The 17,558-nt window shown below is 40.5% G+C and carries 15 protein-coding genes; 14 read left to right on the top strand and 1 reads right to left on the bottom strand.

The window, feature by feature from the left end; all coding sequences use genetic code 11:
* Positions 1 to 76 precede the first annotated feature (76 nt).
* The 12 genes from O3650_RS05120 to recG all read left to right on the top strand — a co-directional run bounded on the left by O3650_RS05120 (position 77) and on the right by recG (position 11,574).
* Positions 77 to 412: a hypothetical protein gene (locus tag O3650_RS05120; protein WP_238393800.1), complete on the top strand. Its 336-nt coding sequence runs from the start codon at positions 77 to 79 to the stop codon at positions 410 to 412.
* 65 nt (positions 413 to 477) lie between these two features.
* Positions 478 to 825, top strand: coding sequence for a hypothetical protein (locus O3650_RS05115; protein WP_238393801.1), 348 nt, complete (start codon positions 478 to 480; stop codon positions 823 to 825).
* 33 nt (positions 826 to 858) lie between these two features.
* Positions 859 to 1,650 carry a hypothetical protein gene (locus O3650_RS05110; protein WP_261083318.1) on the top strand — a complete coding sequence of 264 codons (792 nt, stop codon included), beginning with the start codon at positions 859 to 861 and terminating at the stop codon, positions 1,648 to 1,650.
* Positions 1,643 to 2,284, top strand: coding sequence for a hypothetical protein (locus O3650_RS05105; protein ID WP_261083316.1), 642 nt, complete (start codon positions 1,643 to 1,645; stop codon positions 2,282 to 2,284). Before O3650_RS05110 ends, O3650_RS05105 begins: the two co-directional genes overlap by 8 nt.
* 3 nt (positions 2,285 to 2,287) lie before the next feature.
* Complete coding sequence (locus O3650_RS05100; protein ID WP_261083315.1) at positions 2,288 to 2,938, top strand: ATP-binding cassette domain-containing protein; 651 nt, start codon at positions 2,288 to 2,290, stop codon at positions 2,936 to 2,938.
* A gap of 10 nt (positions 2,939 to 2,948) precedes the next feature.
* Positions 2,949 to 3,236 carry a hypothetical protein gene (locus O3650_RS05095; RefSeq protein WP_050251535.1) on the top strand — a complete coding sequence of 96 codons (288 nt, stop codon included), beginning with the start codon at positions 2,949 to 2,951 and terminating at the stop codon, positions 3,234 to 3,236.
* Positions 3,237 to 3,381: 145 nt separating this feature from the next.
* A complete protein-coding gene (gene secA / locus O3650_RS05090; RefSeq protein WP_261083313.1) occupies positions 3,382 to 5,895 on the top strand; it encodes a preprotein translocase subunit SecA in 2,514 nt (837 codons plus the stop codon).
* 80 nt (positions 5,896 to 5,975) lie between these two features.
* Complete coding sequence (locus O3650_RS05085; RefSeq protein WP_143952417.1) at positions 5,976 to 7,007, top strand: 3-deoxy-7-phosphoheptulonate synthase; 1,032 nt, start codon at positions 5,976 to 5,978, stop codon at positions 7,005 to 7,007.
* A 1-nt stretch (position 7,008) separates the two neighbouring features.
* Positions 7,009 to 8,040, top strand: a complete 1,032-nt coding sequence (locus O3650_RS05080; RefSeq protein ID WP_261083310.1) for a 3-deoxy-7-phosphoheptulonate synthase — start codon at positions 7,009 to 7,011, stop codon at positions 8,038 to 8,040.
* A gap of 44 nt (positions 8,041 to 8,084) precedes the next feature.
* A complete protein-coding gene (gene acpS, locus O3650_RS05075; RefSeq protein WP_371491779.1) occupies positions 8,085 to 8,447 on the top strand; it encodes a holo-ACP synthase in 363 nt (120 codons plus the stop codon).
* On the top strand, positions 8,437 to 9,540 hold the full coding sequence (alr, locus tag O3650_RS05070) for an alanine racemase (RefSeq protein ID WP_261083308.1): 1,104 nt from the start codon (positions 8,437 to 8,439) through the stop codon (positions 9,538 to 9,540). The genes acpS and alr overlap by 11 nt, the downstream gene beginning before the upstream one ends.
* An 18-nt stretch (positions 9,541 to 9,558) precedes the next feature.
* Entirely contained in the window at positions 9,559 to 11,574 is a 2,016-nt protein-coding gene (gene recG, locus O3650_RS05065; protein ID WP_060805738.1) for an ATP-dependent DNA helicase RecG, read from the top strand.
* Between the two features lie 559 nt (positions 11,575 to 12,133).
* Here the strand turns inward: recG and O3650_RS05060 are convergent.
* Positions 12,134 to 13,048: an Rpn family recombination-promoting nuclease/putative transposase gene (locus tag O3650_RS05060; protein ID WP_049551070.1), complete on the bottom strand. Its 915-nt coding sequence runs from the start codon at positions 13,046 to 13,048 to the stop codon at positions 12,134 to 12,136.
* Positions 13,049 to 13,413: 365 nt separating this feature from the next.
* Here O3650_RS05060 and O3650_RS05055 point away from each other — a divergent pair, with 365 nt between their 5' ends.
* The gene (locus O3650_RS05055; RefSeq protein ID WP_371491734.1) at positions 13,414 to 14,394 is read left to right on the top strand and encodes an acetylxylan esterase; all 981 of its coding nucleotides are present in this window, start codon (positions 13,414 to 13,416) and stop codon (positions 14,392 to 14,394) included.
* A gap of 563 nt (positions 14,395 to 14,957) precedes the next feature.
* The coding region (locus O3650_RS05050; protein ID WP_371491732.1) for an SIALI-17 repeat-containing surface protein at positions 14,958 to 17,558 on the top strand (2,601 nt) is incomplete at its 3' end.

The following is a 17,558-nucleotide window of genomic DNA, read 5'->3' as shown; positions in this document are numbered from 1 at the left end:
AATCTGGAATGACATTTCCAGATTTTTTTGATAGAATGAAGGTAGAGAAAACGCTATCAAAAAGAGGGGGCTGGTGATGAAACATTTGTTTAAATTGTTAATCTTATTACCCTGGTTTTACTTTTTCAGCTGGATTGAAAATGCTAATAGAGATAGTAAATTTTTCCCAATTTTTTACTATTTTTACTGGTTTTACATCCCCCTCTATGCTCTTTTTAGCCTTGCTTGGACAGTTATTTCAGTTCTGTTTTTCAATATCGTCTTGAGAAATTTGACAGATATCAAGTTATGGGGCATTTGGTTTCTTTTTATTCTGCTAGCTATTGGTCTGAATAGGTTAACTTATTTCTGTTTCAAAAAAATGCTTCGCTTGAGACGAGAATTAGGGAAGTCTAAATGTGGAAGGCATTGATTTATATTGGTAATAACATTTAATAGAACGAAACTAAAGAAAACAATTTTAAAGAGGAGGTGTCGATGATGAAACTGTCGTTTAATTGGTTTAATTTGATACTCTTATTTCCTTGTTTATATTTTTTCTATTGGATAGACAATGCTGACAGAAACAGTAAAATTTTCCCCATCTTCTACTATTTTTACTGGATTTATATTTCCCTTTTAGCTCTGTTTAGCTTGGATATGACAATTTTTTCATTCTTATTTTTCCCTCATGTTCTAAATCATGAATCAGATGCTAGTGCTTGGGGTGTTTGGTTGCTTTTGATAGTCTTATCTCTAGGCAGCGACTGGTTAGACTATATCTTTTTCAAAAACATGCTTAGACAAAGAAAGGAGTTAGGAAAGTCTACGGGCGAAAGGCATTGATTTATATCGGTTTTTATTTTTAGGAGGTGACTTATGAAGATTCCTCTCTTAACTTTGGCAAGGCATAAATTTGTTTATGTCTTGCTTACTTTGATTTTTCTTGCTTTGGTTTATCGTGATTTTTTGATGACTTATTTCTTTTTTGATATTCATGCGCCTGACTTAGCCAAATTCGATGGACAAGCAATTAAAAATGACTTATTAAAATCAGCTTTAGATTTTCGTATTCTCCAGTTCAACTTAGGTTTTTATCAATCATTTATTATTCCAATTATCATTTCTTTGCTAGGTTTTCAATACATTCAGCTGAAAAATAAAGTTTTACGATTGAGTATTGGAAGAGAAGTGAGTTATCAAGGGTTAAAAAGAAAGTTGATTTTTCAAGTTGCAAGTATCCCTTGTGTGATATATTTAGTGACTGTGCTGATAATTGCAATCATAACCTATTTCTTTGGGACTTTTTCGCCTCTGGAATGGAATTCTCTATTTTCTGATGGAAGTAGTTTACAAAGGCTTCTAGATGGAGAAATAAAAAGTTATTTGTTTTTTATGTGTGTCCTTCTAATTGGTATCTTCATCAATACGGTCTATTTTTTTAAAATAGTTGATTATTTAGGGAATGTGACTCGTTCGGCAATTGCCTATTTGATGTTTCTTTGGCTTGGTTCTATGCTGCTCTATAGTATCTTGCCATACTATATGGTTCCTATGACGAGTTTGATGCAAGCTAGCTATGGGGATGTAAGTTTGATGAAACTCTTTACTCCTTATATCCTTTATATTGTCCCTTATATGGTGCTTAAAAAATATGAAGATAATGTTTAAGAATTTTAACAATATTTTGCTAAAGAGAAAGATTGTTTTACTACTTCGTATAGTTCTGATGATGATTTTGACCAACTATCTATTGTCAACAGCGGTTCAAAAGCAGGATGTTTTTCTCTTTTTCAAGAGAGAATTGATTTCAATCTTTTCCTATAATGACTATTCTGAAGTAAATTTAGAAATCCCCAAACTCTTGTTAAACCTTTCTATTTTCATGGTAGGATGGCTCTCTGTCATTTTACTTGAAAGTGATTTGGCAGACCATTATCATCACTTGATTCGCTATCAATCAAGCTCCTTTTTCGATTATACAAGGAAACGATTGGTTGTCATTTCTAAATTTTTTACTCAAGATTTATTTGTCTGGTTTCTTGGTTTACTTCCTCTAGGAATTCATTTCAAAACAGTCGCACCTTTCTTTTTACTTGCTCAGTTAATGATTTTGTACTTACTACTGTCTTATCTGATAGCACTTATTAGTGCGGGTGCTGGCTTCTCGTTTTTTCTCTATTTTTTAGCATTTGTGGGACAAGAATGGATGATAGATCATATTGTAATAGTATATTTAGGACTCTTAAGTTTATTAGTTATCTTGATTGTTAGTCGGTTAGAAGAGAAATTTAAGAAAGGATAAACGATGAGACTTGAAATTATAAATGGACAGAAAATTTATGGGAAAAGACCTATTTTAAATCAGTTAAATTTGGTCTTTCAATCAGGAAAAATTTATGGACTTAAAGGTGATAATGGATCTGGCAAGACAGTTCTTTTAAAGGTACTTGCTGGTTATATTAAACTTGACAAAGGAAAAGTTCTTCAAGATGGCAAAGTTTACGGGGTGAAAAATCATTATATTCAGGATGCAGGGATTTTAATTGAAAAGGTAGAGTTTTTATCTCATTTATCACTGAGAGAAAATTTGGAACTGTTAAGGTATTTTTCATCTAAAGTTACGGAAAAAAGAATTGCCTATTGGATTCAATACTATGATTTACAGGAATTTGAAGACGTTGAATACCGTCATTTATCCTTAGGAACAAAGCAAAAAATGGCTTTGATTCAAGCCTTTATTGCCGAACCATCTATACTCTTTCTTGATGAACCTATGAATGCTTTGGATGAGAAGAGTGTGAGGTTAACCAAACAGGTCATTTTATCTTATCTGAAAAAAGAAAATGGTTTGGTTATCCTGACGTCGCATATATCGGAAGATATTTCAGACCTTTGTACAGATGTATTAGTTGTCGAAAATGGACATATACAGTATTCAAAAGATATACAAGCTTAGGAGGTGGCTTATGGCACATCTAAAATCATTTATTACACGCTATTCTAAGGTCTATATTGGTTTAGTTCTGTTGATCTGGATTGCTTTCTTCTTTCTTCCTTGGGGCAGTCCGATTCTGGGGGGAAAGATTGACCTCTTCAGCATACAGAAAGTCTTGCTAGTTTTTGGTATTCTGTCTATTTTGATGGCCTTGCTGTCCAAGAAAGTCAGTCTCTTTGTTTTTGGATTGATCTGCTGTTTTTCTCTTTGGATTAACCTATTTATCCTATTTGCGATTTTGCCGATTTTTGGCAATTAAAGTATCATAAAAATCAGAGAGGTTAGCTTGGAAACTAGCCTCTTTTTCCTTTTCAAAATGGGGATTCTTCCTTGAAAATAATTAGTAATTGTGCTAAAATTAAAAGAACATTCTAAAATATTCGGAATTTAAAGTAAGGAAAAACATGGCTAATATTTTAAAAACAATTATCGAAAATGATAAAGGAGAAATCCGTCGTCTGGAAAAGATGGCTGACAAGGTTTTCAAATACGAAGACCAAATGGCTGCTTTGACTGATGACCAACTAAAAGCAAAAACAGTTGAATTTAAAGAACGTTATCAAAATGGAGAATCACTGGATTCATTGCTTTATGAAGCATTTGCAGTTGTCCGTGAAGGTGCCAAACGTGTCCTAGGTCTCTTCCCATATAAGGTTCAGGTCATGGGGGGAATCGTTCTTCACCATGGTGACGTGCCAGAAATGCGTACAGGGGAAGGGAAAACCTTGACTGCGACCATGCCCGTATACCTCAATGCCCTTTCAGGTAAAGGGGTCCACGTAGTTACGGTCAATGAATACCTATCAGAACGTGACGCGACTGAAATGGGTGAATTGTACTCATGGCTTGGTTTGTCAGTAGGGATTAACTTGGCTGCCAAATCTCCAATGGAGAAAAAAGAAGCCTATGAGTGTGATATTACTTACTCAACCAACTCAGAAATCGGATTTGACTACCTTCGTGACAACATGGTTGTTCGTGCTGAAAACATGGTGCAACGTCCGCTCAACTATGCCTTGGTCGATGAGGTTGACTCTATCTTGATTGACGAAGCCCGTACACCATTGATCGTATCAGGTGCTAACGCGGTTGAAACCAGTCAGCTCTACCACATGGCAGACCACTATGTAAAATCTTTGGACAAAGACGACTACATCATTGATGTGCAGTCTAAGACTATTGGTTTGTCTGATTCAGGTATTGACAAGGCTGAAAGCTACTTCAAGCTTGAAAACCTCTATGATATCGAAAATGTAGCTTTGACTCACTTTATCGATAACGCCCTTCGTGCCAACTACATCATGCTTCTTGATATTGACTATGTGGTAAGCGAAGAGCAAGAAATCTTGATTGTCGACCAATTTACAGGTCGTACCATGGAAGGTCGTCGTTATTCTGATGGATTGCACCAAGCCATTGAAGCCAAAGAAGGTGTACCAATTCAGGATGAAACCAAGACATCTGCCTCAATCACTTACCAAAACCTTTTCCGTATGTACAAGAAATTGTCTGGTATGACGGGTACAGGTAAGACTGAGGAAGAAGAATTCCGTGAAATCTACAACATTCGTGTTATTCCAATCCCAACAAACCGTCCTGTTCAACGTATTGACCACTCAGACCTTCTTTATGCAAGTATTGAAGCTAAGTTTAAGGCGGTTGTCGAAGACGTTAAGGCTCGTTACCAAAAAGGTCAGCCTGTCTTGGTTGGTACAGTAGCGGTTGAAACCAGTGACTACATTTCTAAGAAACTAGTCGCAGCTGGCGTTCCTCACGAAGTCTTGAATGCCAAAAACCACTATAAAGAAGCCCAAATCATCATGAATGCTGGTCAACGTGGTGCTGTTACTATCGCAACCAATATGGCCGGTCGTGGTACCGACATCAAGCTTGGTGAAGGGGTTCGTGAACTTGGAGGACTTTGTGTTATTGGTACAGAACGTCATGAAAGCCGTCGTATCGATAACCAGCTTCGTGGACGTTCAGGTCGTCAAGGAGACCCAGGTGAGTCACAATTCTACCTATCTCTTGAAGATGATTTGATGAAACGTTTTGGTTCTGAACGCTTGAAGGGAATCTTTGAACGCTTGAATATGTCTGAAGAGGCCATTGAGTCTCGTATGTTGACACGTCAGGTCGAAGCAGCGCAAAAACGTGTCGAAGGAAATAACTACGATACTCGTAAACAAGTCCTTCAATACGATGATGTCATGCGTGAACAACGTGAGATTATCTACGCTCAACGTTACGACGTTATCACTGCAGATCGTGACTTGGCACCTGAAATTCACTCTATGATCAAACGCACGATTGGTCGTGTCGTTGATGGTCATGCGCGTTCAAAACAAGATGAAAAACTAGAGGCAATTTTGAACTTTGCTAAGTATAACTTGCTTCCTGAAGATTCTATTTCTGTTGAAGACTTGTCAGGCTTGTCTGATAAGGCTATTAAGGAAGAACTCTTCCAACGTGCCTTGAAGGTTTACGATAGTCAAGTTTCAAAACTACGCGATGAAGAAGCAGTCAAAGAATTCCAAAAAGTCTTGATTCTACGAGTTGTAGATAACAAGTGGACAGATCATATCGACGCCCTTGATCAATTGCGTAACGCAGTTGGACTTCGTGGCTATGCTCAGAACAACCCTGTTGTTGAGTATCAGGCAGAAGGTTTCCGTATGTTTAATGACATGATTGGTTCGATTGAGTTTGATGTGACACGCTTGATGATGAAAGCACAAATTCATGAACAAGAAAGACCACAAGCAGAACACCATATCAGTACAACAGCGACCCGCAATATCGCTGCCCACCAAGCAAATATACCAGAAGATTTGGATTTGAGCCAGATTGGACGGAATGAACTTTGCCCATGTGGTTCTGGTAAGAAGTTTAAAAACTGTCACGGTAAAAGACAATAAAATGAGATAGTTTAGAGGCGGATACCTTGTGAAAAGTAAATTTTTACTTGGTATCCGTTTGATTTATAAGGAGATGAGTTATGGTATTTACAGCAAAAAGTCCTAAAATTAATATTGAAGAAGTTCGTGCCTTATCAAAATTAGAAGGTCAAGCTTTGGAGAGAAAATCACAGCGCGATAAAGAGCTAGAAGCCATTATACGTGGAGAAGACCAACGGATTCTCTTGGTAATCGGGCCATGCTCATCTGACAATGAAGAAGCTGTTCTTGAGTACGCTAAGCGTTTGGCAGCTTTGCAAGAAGAAGTGGCAGACCGTATCTTTATGGTTATGCGTGTTTATACTGCTAAACCCCGTACCAACGGAGATGGCTATAAGGGCTTGATTCACCAGCCTAATGCGACAGAAGCCCCTAGCCTCATCAACGGAATCAAAGCCGTTCGACATCTTCATTATCGTGTTATCACAGAAACCGGTATGACAACAGCTGATGAAATGCTTTATCCTGAAAACCTTCCGCTTGTGGATGATTTGATTTCCTACATGGCGGTTGGTGCCCGTTCAGTTGAAGACCAGCAACACCGCTTTGTAGCAAGTGGGGCAGATTTTGCGACTGGGTTTAAAAATCCAACATCTGGAAATCTAAATGTTATGTTTAATGGGATTTATGCTGCTCAAAACAAACAAAGTTTCCTTTTTCTAGGAAAAGAAGTGGAAACAACTGGTAACCCGCTTTCGCACGCCATTCTTCGTGGAGCGATCAATGAGTATGGTAAGAATATTCCTAATTACTACTATGATAATTTGATGGATACTATTGCCCAGTATGAGAAAATGGGCTTGGAAAATCCTTTTATCATTGTGGATACCAATCATGACAACTCTGGTAAGCAATACATGGATCAGATTCGAATTGTCCGCCAGACCTTGATTAACCGTGATTGGAATGAAAAAATCAAGCAGTATGTTCGTGGCTTTATGATTGAGTCTTATCTAGAAGACGGTCGTCAGAACGAACCAGAAGTATTTGGCAAGTCGATCACAGACCCTTGCCTAGGCTGGGAAAATACGGAAGCCCTTGTCAGAGAAATCTACCAAACGCTAGGAGAATAGTATGGCATTTATTGAAAAAGGTCAAGAAATCGATATTGAAGCAATCAAGGCAGAAACTCAATTGTCTGCGGAAGCCTTGCGACTAAAGGAGCGTCGTGATAGAGAATTGGCAGACATTATTTCAGGGGAAGATGACCGTATCCTTTTGGTGATTGGTCCTTGCTCTTCTGATAATGAAGAGGCTGTCTTGGAATATGCCTGCCGTTTATCCGCCTTGCAGAAGAAGGTGGCGGACAAAATTTTCATGGTTATGCGTGTTTATACAGCTAAACCTCGCACTAACGGAGACGGCTATAAAGGTCTGGTTCACCAACCAGATACCTCTAAGGCGCCTAGTTTGATTAACGGCTTGCAGGCTGTGCGCCAGTTGCACTACCGTGTGATTACAGAGACTGGTTTGACGACGGCAGATGAGATGCTTTATCCGTCAAATCTGGTCTTGGTGGATGACTTGGTCAGCTACCATGCTGTAGGAGCTCGTTCTGTGGAAGACCAAGAGCACCGCTTTGTGGCCTCAGGGATTGATGCACCAGTAGGGATGAAAAATCCAACCTCAGGAAACCTTGGGGTCATGTTTAACGGTATCTATGCCGCTCAGAACAAACAGACCTTCCTCTTCCATGGTCAAGAAGTTGAGACTTCAGGAAATCCCTTGGCTCACGTCATCCTTCGTGGCGCAGTTAATGAATATGGGAAAAATGAGCCTAACTTTTACTATGAAACCTTGCTAAATGCCATTGAACGCTATGAAGCCATGGGACTTGAAAATCCCTTTATTCTCATTGATACTAACCATGATAACTCAGGCAAGCAATATATGGAGCAGATTCGAATTGTTCGCCAGACCTTGCAAAATCGTGATTGGAATGAGAAGATTAAAAAGACAGTTCGAGGCTTTATGATTGAATCTTACCTAGCAGATGGTCGTCAAAATCAACCAGAGGTCTTTGGTTGCTCTATTACCGATCCTTGCTTGGGTTGGGAAAATACAGAGGCCTTGGTAGAAGAAATCTATGCTACCTTAACAAAATAATTGAAAAGGATGGAGTTGGGGAATCTCAACTCCTTTTGATGAGAATGATAGTTGGACACGGAATTGACATCGAAGAATTAGCTTCGATAGAAAGCGCAGTTACACGACATGAAGGATTTGCTAAGCGCGTGCTGACCGCTAAGGAAATGGAGCGCTTCACCAGTCTCAAAGGACGCAGGCAGATTGAATATTTGGCAGGTCGCTGGTCGGCTAAGGAGGCCTTTTCCAAGGCCATGGGAACGGGTATTGGGAAGCTCGGTTTTCAGGATTTGGAAGTCTTGAACAATGAACGCGGGGCGCCTTATTTTAGTCATGCACCATTTTCAGGAAGGATTTGGCTGTCTATCAGCCATACAGATCAGTTTGTGACAGCCAGTGTCATTTTGGAGGAAAATCATGAAAGCTAGTCCACATAGACCAACCAAGGCTCTGATTCATCTGGGAGCTATTCGACAAAATATTCAGCAAATGGGGGCTCATATCCCTCAAGGAACGCTCAAGTGGGCTGTGGTCAAGGCCAATGCTTACGGGCATGGGGCAGTAGCTGTTGCCAAGGCGATTCAAGATGATGTAGATGGATTTTGCGTTTCCAATATCGATGAAGCCATTGAACTTAGACAAGCTGGACTCAGCAAGCGAATCCTCATTTTAGGAGTTTCTGAAATCGAAGCTGTTTCTCTTGCTAAAGAATACGATATCGCCTTGACTGTGGCTGGACTGGAGTGGATTCAAGCACTCTTAGATAAGGAAGCGGACCTAACTGGATTGACAGTCCATCTCAAGATTGATTCAGGAATGGGACGGATTGGTTTTCGAGAGGCTAGTGAAGCTGAGCAGGCTCAAGATTTGCTCCAACAACATGGTGCTCGTGTTGAAGGGATTTTTACCCACTTTGCGACTGCAGATGAGGAATCAGATACCTACTTTAATGAACAGTTAGAACGGTTTAAAACTATTTTAGCTAGTATGAAAGGTCTTCCAGAGCTGGTTCATGCCAGCAATTCGGCAACGACTCTTTGGCATGCAGAGACTATTTTTAACGCGGTTCGTATGGGAGACGCTATGTATGGTCTCAATCCAAGTGGAGAGGTTTTGGATTTGCCTTATGACCTGACACCAGCCTTGACCTTGGAGTCTGCTTTAGTCCATGTCAAGACAGTTTCAGCTGGAGCTTGCATGGGCTATGGAGCAACTTATCAAGCGGATAGCGAGCAAGTCATCGCGACCGTGCCAATCGGCTATGCGGATGGTTGGACACGTGATATGCAGAATTTCTCCGTCTTGGTAGATGGCCAAGCTTGCCCAATCGTTGGGCGGGTTTCTATGGACCAAATCACCATTCGTCTGCCTAAGCTTTATCCACTGGGAACCAAGGTAACTTTGATTGGTTCTAACGGGGGCAAGGAAATCACAGCTACTCAGGTAGCGACCTACCGTGGGACTATTAACTATGAGGTGGTTTGTCTTCTCAGCGACCGCATTCCGAGAGAATATTATTAGAAAAGAAAGGAGTGGAGCATGAATCTACATCAACCCTTGCATGTCTTACCTGGTGTGGGACCAAAGTCAGCAGAAAAATACGCCAAACTAGGAATTGAAAATTTGCAAGACCTCTTGCTCTACTTTCCTTTCCGTTATGAAGACTTCAAAACCAAGCAAGTATTGGAACTAGAGGACGGGGAGAAGGCAGTCCTATCTGGTCAAGTCGTGACTCCTGCCAGTGTCCAGTATTATGGATTCAAGCGCAATCGCCTGCGCTTTAGTCTTAAGCAGGGAGAAGTCGTTTTTGCGGTGAATTTCTTTAACCAGCCCTATCTGGCTGATAAGATAGAGTTGGGAGCAACTCTTGCTGTCTTTGGAAAATGGGATCGTGCCAAGGCTAGTCTAACTGGGATGAAGGTCCTAGCTCAGGTGGAAGATGACCTCCAGCCTGTCTATCGTTTGGCTCAAGGAATCAGTCAGGCAAGTCTGGTCAAGGTCATCAAGACAGCCTTTGATCAGGGGCTGGACCTCTTGATTGAGGAAAATCTGCCCCAGTCTTTACTGGATAAATACAAACTTATGTCCCGTTGTCAGGCAGTTCGAGCCATGCATTTCCCTAAGGATTTGGCAGAATACAAGCAGGCCCTTCGCCGTATCAAGTTTGAGGAACTCTTTTATTTCCAAATGCAATTGCAGACGCTCAAGTCTAAAAACAGAGTTCAGGGAAGCGGTCTGGTTCTGAATTGGTCTCAGGAAAAAGTGACAGCTGTTAAAGAAAATCTGCCATTTGACCTAACCCAAGCTCAGGAAAAGAGTTTGCAGGAAATTTTGACAGACATGAAGTCCGACCACCACATGAATCGTCTCTTACAAGGTGATGTGGGGAGCGGAAAAACTGTGGTTGCTGGCTTGGCCATGTTTGCGGCGGTGACAGCTGGTTATCAGGCTGCCCTAATGGTACCAACAGAAATCCTCGCAGAGCAACATTTTGAGAGTTTACAGAACCTTTTTCCAGACTTGAAACTGGCTCTTTTGACAGGTTCCTTGAAAGCTGCAGAAAAGAGAGAAGTCTTGGAGACTATTGCCAAGGGTGAGGCTGATTTGATTATCGGAACCCACGCTCTGATTCAGGATGGGGTAGATTATGCTCGTCTTGGCTTGATTATCATCGATGAGCAGCACCGCTTTGGTGTAGGGCAAAGGCGTGTTCTGAGAGAAAAAGGCGACAACCCAGATGTCCTCATGATGACGGCGACTCCCATACCACGGACGCTGGCTATCACGGCATTTGGCGATATGGATGTTTCCATTATTGACCAGATGCCAGCAGGGCGGAAGCCTATTGTGACACGCTGGATCAAGCATGAGCAACTATCTCAGGTCTTGACTTGGTTAGAGGGGGAAATTCAAAAAGGTTCACAAGCCTATGTCATCTCTCCCTTGATTGAAGAATCAGAAGCTCTGGATTTGAAAAATGCTATTGCTTTATCTGAGGAATTGACGGCTCATTTTGCTGGTAAGGCAGAGGTGGCTCTTCTACATGGTAAGATGAAGAGTGACGAAAAAGACCAGATTATGCAGGAGTTCAAAGAGCGAAAAACGGATATTCTGGTTTCAACGACGGTTATCGAGGTAGGGGTCAATATTCCCAATGCGACCGTCATGATTATCATGGATGCCGATCGCTTCGGTCTCAGCCAGCTTCACCAGCTTAGAGGTCGTGTGGGTCGGGGAGACAAGCAGTCCTATGCGGTTCTCGTTGCCAATCCCAAGACGGATTCTGGGAAAGACCGCATGCGCATCATGACAGAAACCACCAATGGATTTGTCCTTGCGGAGGAAGATTTGAAAATGCGTGGTTCAGGTGAAATTTTTGGAACCAGACAGTCAGGTCTTCCAGAGTTCCAAGTAGCTGATATTATCGAAGATTTTCCGATTTTAGAAGAAGCTAGAAAAGTTGCTAGTTACATTAGTTCTATTGAAGGCTGGCAAGAGGATCCAGAGTGGCGCATGATTGCTCTTCATTTGGAAAAGAAAGAACATTTAGATTAAGCTTTCTCTAAGGAAAACTTAAGCTAGCTTTCAGGTTTGCCCCTTATACTAGAGTCATCAAAAAGAAACGAGGACTCTCATATGACAGTAACGATTAAAGTAAACTACCAAACCACTTTCCAAAAGAAAGAAGTAAAAAATTAAGATTGAAGAGAAGGAAGAAAGAGCGAAATGCTCTTTTTTGTTTCTAAAAGCACAATTTATTGAATCTAAAATAGCACACTGCGGATTCTAAAAAAATTCTAGAAATTATAGTAGATTGAATCTGGAATAGTACACCTAGTTTTCTAAAACATTTTTAGAAATTAGTTTGAATTCCGCGATCAATTTGTTCAGTTTTTATTTCATTTAACTATAATTTGACTTTCCTAATTTCTTTGTTCATATCTTATTTCAATACACTATATCTTAATATTTCAGAGCCAACATCTAGCATAACTAAAAAAACAGATTCTTCCATCTATTACGGAAAAATCTGTCATTGATTTAATGATTTACAAAAACTCCAACCACGGCTTGCGAATATTATCTTTGCTGGTTTCTCTATATTTTTTAGTTCTTATTTATGATGCTCTTTCAATAGTTCTTCAAACTCAGAGACAGTCATACCCAACTGTTGACTGGCAACTTCAGAAGGCAAAAGACCTTGACGGACTAGATTTAGTAGCATAGACAAACTTCCTTCAACTTTTCCACGCTCCAGTCCCTGTTCAATCCCTTCTGCCCTAGCTTGTTCCAAGGCATAGTCCTGCGCTAACAAGGCTTGTTCTTCTCGCATACGTAGTTGACTAAACATCTTCCTGTCCTCCTCGGACCAGCTCTTGTAGTCCAGCAGTTGGTCTGCCTGGCTGATGGCTCGCTCGGGTTCCTGAGTAAAGGGTTTATTCCCAAAAAACTCCAACCACGGTTTGCGAATGCTATCTTTGCTGGTTTCTCTGTATTTTTTTAGTTCCAAGAACGCCATCTTAACTAAATGGTTTTCCTGACCATTGTTGGTAATGGTTAAAACCTCACCTGTCGTGTCCTCACGCATACTGAAACTGTGAAAGGCTAGGTCATCTGAGAAATAATTACTATCCACAATAGCAATTGCGTATACTGGTGCGATGTGTTTGTAACTCTGGTGAGTGTTTCCTTCTTGTTGACGAATTTTTTCTAGATTTTGATTGACCTGACTGCATAGGTAAGCCCACAGGCGATTGATGAAAAAATTCTGATGATGCACTTGTATTTCGATAATAACCTGGGTGCCGTTGTCTAACTCCGCTAAAACGTCTATACTGGTATAGAAATCCTGCACTGAATAAGGTATGGAGGGTAATACGTGAATATTGCTTCCCTCCAAAATGGTCACATTTTTGGCTGGTAAGTCCAGCATATCGCGAATAAATTGACAAGTGATTTCTGGGTTGCTAAAAATCTTCTTAGCCACTAAATCATTGGTCGGGCTAATGCCCGGATGTCTGAGAATCATTCTTTCTCTCCTTTCATTATAGCACATTTTTACCTCTAGGTTGACTAGATTTAGTGCTTCTATCTATTTATTCGTAAAAAAGCGTAACTTCTCAAAGTAACTTCCCTCTCTCTCCCAAAACTGGAAGTTAGTTTTAGAAGTGACCCAATGAAAATCAAAGAGCGAACTAGGAAACTAGCCGTAGGTTGCTCAAAGCACTGCTTTGAGGTTGTAGATAAGACTGACCAAGTCAGTTACATATATAATCCAATGCGACGTTGACGTGGTTTGAAGAGATTTTCGAAGAGTATTACCCTTCTTTCTTGCATTGCTTTCTTAGATATGCTACAGTTGTGGTAGCGATTACAAAATAAAAGGAGTATATTATGAAAAATCCAGCTTTGCTAGAAGAAATTAAGACCTATAAAGGCAGGGATGAGGTTCCAGAAGACTTTGATGCTTTCTGGGATGAGGAGGTGAAAAAAGTTTCAACTCTTCCAGCCTACCAGTTGGAGGAAAGAAATTTCCACATTCCTCAAGTCAAGTGCTATGAATTAACCTTTGAAGGAACCAATGAAGGTAAGGTCTATGCGCGCGTCGTTCTTCCAAAAAGTGAGGAGAAGGTTCCACTAATCTTCCATTTCCATGGTTATATGGGACGTGGCTGGGACTGGGCTGACATGCTGGCCTTCACCGTTGCTGGTTATGGTGTTGTTTCCATGGATGTGCGGGGGCAGTCGGGTTACTCACAAGACGGCTTGCGTTCTCCCCTAGGAAATACAGTTAAGGGGCATATTATCCGTGGTGCTGTGGAAGGTCGGGATCACCTCTTTTATAAGGATGTTTATCTGGACATTTACCAGTTGGTTGAAATTGTTGCTAGTCTGCCTCAGGTAGATGAGAAGCGACTTTCTAGCTATGGTGCCTCGCAAGGAGGGGCTCTAGCCTTGGTTGCGGCAGCGCTCAATCCTCGGATTCAGAAAACAGTTGCCATCTATCCTTTCTTGTCAGACTTCAGACGAGTGCTTGAGATTGGTAATACTAGCGAGGCTTACGACGAACTTTTCCGTTATTTCAAGTTTCACGACCCCTTCCATGAAACTGAGGAGGACATCATGGCGACCCTTGCCTATATCGATGTGAAAAATCTTGCCCATCGTATCCAAGGTGAAGTTAAGATGATTACTGGCTTGGACGACGATGTTTGCTACCCTATTACCCAGTTCGCGATTTACAACCGCCTGACTTGCGACAAGGTCTATCGCATCATGCCTGAGTATGCCCATGAAGCCATGAATGTTTTTGTCAATGACCAAGTCTACAACTGGCTGTGTGGTAGTGAGATTTCTTTTAAATATGTGAAGTGATGAATGAGAGAGCCCAGTAGCTCTCTTTTTGTACAGAGTCTAGTCAGCAAAGATTCTAGTTCATATATACTTTGAAATTCATACTCTTCGAAAATCTCTTCAAACCACGGCAGCTTTATCTGAAACCTCAAAGCAGTGTCTTGAGTAGCCTGCGGCTAGCTTCCTAGTTTGCTCTTTGATTTTTATTGAGTATGAGTTTTTTTCTGGGCTGTGGTGTCAAACAATTCATTTTCTATCTAGTTGGGTATAAGCTATTTCAATACATTGGAAAGCGTCTGTGAAATATGTTATAATTTATAAGAAAATATACAGTTTCGCTACAAATGAACATTTATATATACGTTTATGTATAAGATGGTTTTCTCATTAGGATAATATCTTGTAAAAACGATATTCCTGTAGATACAGTACTTAAATAGCATTTGTAAAGGAACAAAATAATCTATAGCTATTTTTATTGTAAGAATCAAAGTAGAGAATGTTATGCTAATGGAAACTGTAATATTTTATTTTTTAGAATATACTTGGATAAATTAATTTTGAAAGTTAAAGTGAGGTAATGTATGTTTGTGTGTTTAAAAGGTTTAGGAAAATTTCGTAAATCCAAAGCTTATGGTTTGGTTGGTTGTTTGACACTATCCGCAGCGATTGGCTTAGCTGCACCAGAGTTACCAATTATTGGTGGCGGGGTTGTTTCTGCTGATGTCATTCAAGGCGGTAGTGATATTCACGATGTGGACGTTCATAGTAAATCTGCAGAAGGTGTTGCTGTGACTTATACCACTTATGATAGCGGAACAAGTGGAAAACAAACCGCATCAGGTAGCGGTGTCTTTGTAGCGCCGAATGTGATGGTAACAGTAGCTCATAACTACTATGATAAAAACCAAGAGGATAAGTCTGCAGTATTGCGCGGTGGGGAGTCTGCTCGTAGTTATGTTGTGATGAACTCAGAGACAGAGAAGAGTAATAAAGTACCTACTTCAGGGGTATCAGAAGCTCTTGAAAAAGACTCTATTCACTTGTATAACGGCAAAGACTTTGGGAAAGACTATAGCAACGATTTAGCAGTGGTTATCACTAAAAAACCTGTCGAAGCTATGACAGGTGGTGAGGACTCTCCAAGAGAGTTGAGTGATAAAGAGGTTTCTACGGGTGATAGCATCACTATGGTCGGATATCCCAATGATTTTTCTACTCCAAATTTAAGTAAAGAAAATAAAGCTCGATTGAAAGATGGTAAGGCTTATTCAGTCTCCACAAATGTGAGCAGTATCAATAAAGAGAGTGGTGCAGTCACTTATCATTCCTCAGCTTTAGGAGGTTTTTCAGGCGCTCCTTTGTTTAATGATAAGGGAGAGGTAGTTGGTATCCACCAGCATGGAACCAATACTTCAAGCGCCCCTGAGAGTGAGCGTATTGGGGGTGGTACGATTTTTACGGACAAGCACAGAGCTTGGATTCGTTCTATGATTGATAAATATGGTATAAAGGGTTGGTATATAGATGGTGCAAACCGTTACTACTATGATGAAAATCATATAGCTTTAAAAGATGTAGAGTCTGAGATTGACGGTGCTTGGTATAGTTTTGATGAAAAAGGTCGAGCTACTTTAGTAAAAGGTGAAGAAAAAGGTCGCGTTTTACTTCGAGTGGAAAATACTAAAGGAACTCCTTTGATTTCAGATAAGGTTGTTCAGGAAGGTCCTGTTGGAAGTGGCTTGAATTTTCATTTAAGACAAAATCCAGACTTCAAACAGTTAATAGCAACTTCCCCAACAGCTAAAGTGGTATCCTATAACGGAGTGCCAATTAACAAACTAGCAAGTGATACTACTTGGTCTGATGACTATGTCAGTAAGTTAGCTTTAGGAGATACAATTATAAGAGCGGTAGTAGATTCGGTAACTCCTCCATCTACCTCTTCTTCGGATTTTGCAAGAACTGAAGTTGGTAAAGTTGATTTAAGTGGTAAATCGGACTTACCTGTGCCTAGTAAAGAGGTGTTACAAGCTCCGAATGGTTCAGAAAATTTCTATGCTACAACGCATATTCAAACGCCAGATGGGTCGGGGTCAGGTACTTTAATTGCACCCAATTTGGTGTTAACAGTCGCTCATAATTTCTTAACAGTTAAAGGTTCTGAGGTAGTTACTAAATCTGGTCGTACCAATACAGTGTATAAAGCAACTTTACCGAATGGGTTGTCTGTGAATTTTTCAGATGATGATATTGTTTATTGGAATAAGAAAGACTCTGTATTTGGATTTAAAAATGACTTAGCTTTGGTTCGATTAAAAGAAGAGGTAAAAGGATCAACTCCTGTAGAGGTTGTAAAACAATCTTCGAAAGTTGCAGAGGGGGATTCAGTTTCGGTCTATGGTTTTCCAGATAACAAGCTAAGTCCAGTTTTAGATAGCAAAGTAGTAGGAACTACAGACTTCGGTTCTGGAATAGAGGGAATTAGCTATGGAGGTACGAAACCTGGAGCATCTGGTGGTGGTCTTTATAATGATAAAGGTGCTTTAATTGGAGTTCACCAAAATGGTGTTGTAGGAAGTCGCAGTGGTGGTTTGGTTTTATCAAAAGAGCAGCTGGATTGGGTTCGTTCTTATATTGAGGGTCAACCAAAAGATCCTGTCTATGTGGAAGATAAAGAAGTGGAACCCTCTAAGAAGGATTCGGATAAGGATTTAGCTGGGAAATTAGATCCAAAAAAAGATAGTGGAAAAGAAGATTCTGGTATTTTAGGTACATCTGGTGACTTTGCAGCTCCTACAGTAGATAAGCCAGAGTTTAGAGGCGGGGTCAATGGTGCAGATGCTGAAGTTCATCACATTTCAGACTTCACAGGCGGAGTGAATGGAAGCGACTCACTTGTTACAGAAGTTCCAGAGTATAGTGGTGTTATATCTACATTAGGTGGTTCTCCAGCTCCTACCGTAGCTAAGCCAGAGTTTAAAGGTGGCGTGAATGGAGGCGACTCACTTGTTACAGAAGTTCCAGAGTATAGTGGTGTTCTATCTACATTAGGTGATTCTCCAGCTCCTACAGTCGCTAAGCCAGAGTTTAAAGGTGGAGTGAATGGAGGCGACTCACTTGTTACAGAAGTTCCAGAGTATAGCGGTATTATATCCACATTAGGAGATTCTCCAGCTCCTACA

The organism is Streptococcus sp. 20925_1_24 (assembly GCF_041432335.1).
GTDB lineage: Bacteria > Bacillota > Bacilli > Lactobacillales > Streptococcaceae > Streptococcus > Streptococcus mitis_BM.
The sequence above is the reverse complement of the archived record's forward strand: the minus strand, read 5'-3'. Positions and strand labels throughout refer to the sequence as shown.

Bases quoted from the DNA above. Each gene is read 5' to 3' on its own strand.
- O3650_RS05120 (WP_238393800.1), top strand. From the start codon at position 77: ATGAAACATTTGTTTAAATTGTTAATCTTATTACCCTGGTTTTACTTT.
- O3650_RS05115 (WP_238393801.1), top strand. From the start codon at position 478: ATGATGAAACTGTCGTTTAATTGGTTTAATTTGATACTCTTATTTCCT.
- O3650_RS05110 (WP_261083318.1), top strand. From the start codon at position 859: ATGAAGATTCCTCTCTTAACTTTGGCAAGGCATAAATTTGTTTATGTC.
- O3650_RS05105 (WP_261083316.1), top strand. From the start codon at position 1,643: ATGTTTAAGAATTTTAACAATATTTTGCTAAAGAGAAAGATTGTTTTA.
- O3650_RS05100 (WP_261083315.1), top strand. From the start codon at position 2,288: ATGAGACTTGAAATTATAAATGGACAGAAAATTTATGGGAAAAGACCT.
- O3650_RS05095 (WP_050251535.1), top strand. From the start codon at position 2,949: ATGGCACATCTAAAATCATTTATTACACGCTATTCTAAGGTCTATATT.
- secA (WP_261083313.1), top strand. From the start codon at position 3,382: ATGGCTAATATTTTAAAAACAATTATCGAAAATGATAAAGGAGAAATC.
- O3650_RS05085 (WP_143952417.1), top strand. From the start codon at position 5,976: ATGGTATTTACAGCAAAAAGTCCTAAAATTAATATTGAAGAAGTTCGT.
- O3650_RS05080 (WP_261083310.1), top strand. From the start codon at position 7,009: ATGGCATTTATTGAAAAAGGTCAAGAAATCGATATTGAAGCAATCAAG.
- acpS (WP_371491779.1), top strand. From the start codon at position 8,085: ATGATAGTTGGACACGGAATTGACATCGAAGAATTAGCTTCGATAGAA.
- alr (WP_261083308.1), top strand. From the start codon at position 8,437: ATGAAAGCTAGTCCACATAGACCAACCAAGGCTCTGATTCATCTGGGA.
- recG (WP_060805738.1), top strand. From the start codon at position 9,559: ATGAATCTACATCAACCCTTGCATGTCTTACCTGGTGTGGGACCAAAG.
- O3650_RS05060 (WP_049551070.1), bottom strand. From the start codon at position 13,048: ATGATTCTCAGACATCCGGGCATTAGCCCGACCAATGATTTAGTGGCT.
- O3650_RS05055 (WP_371491734.1), top strand. From the start codon at position 13,414: ATGAAAAATCCAGCTTTGCTAGAAGAAATTAAGACCTATAAAGGCAGG.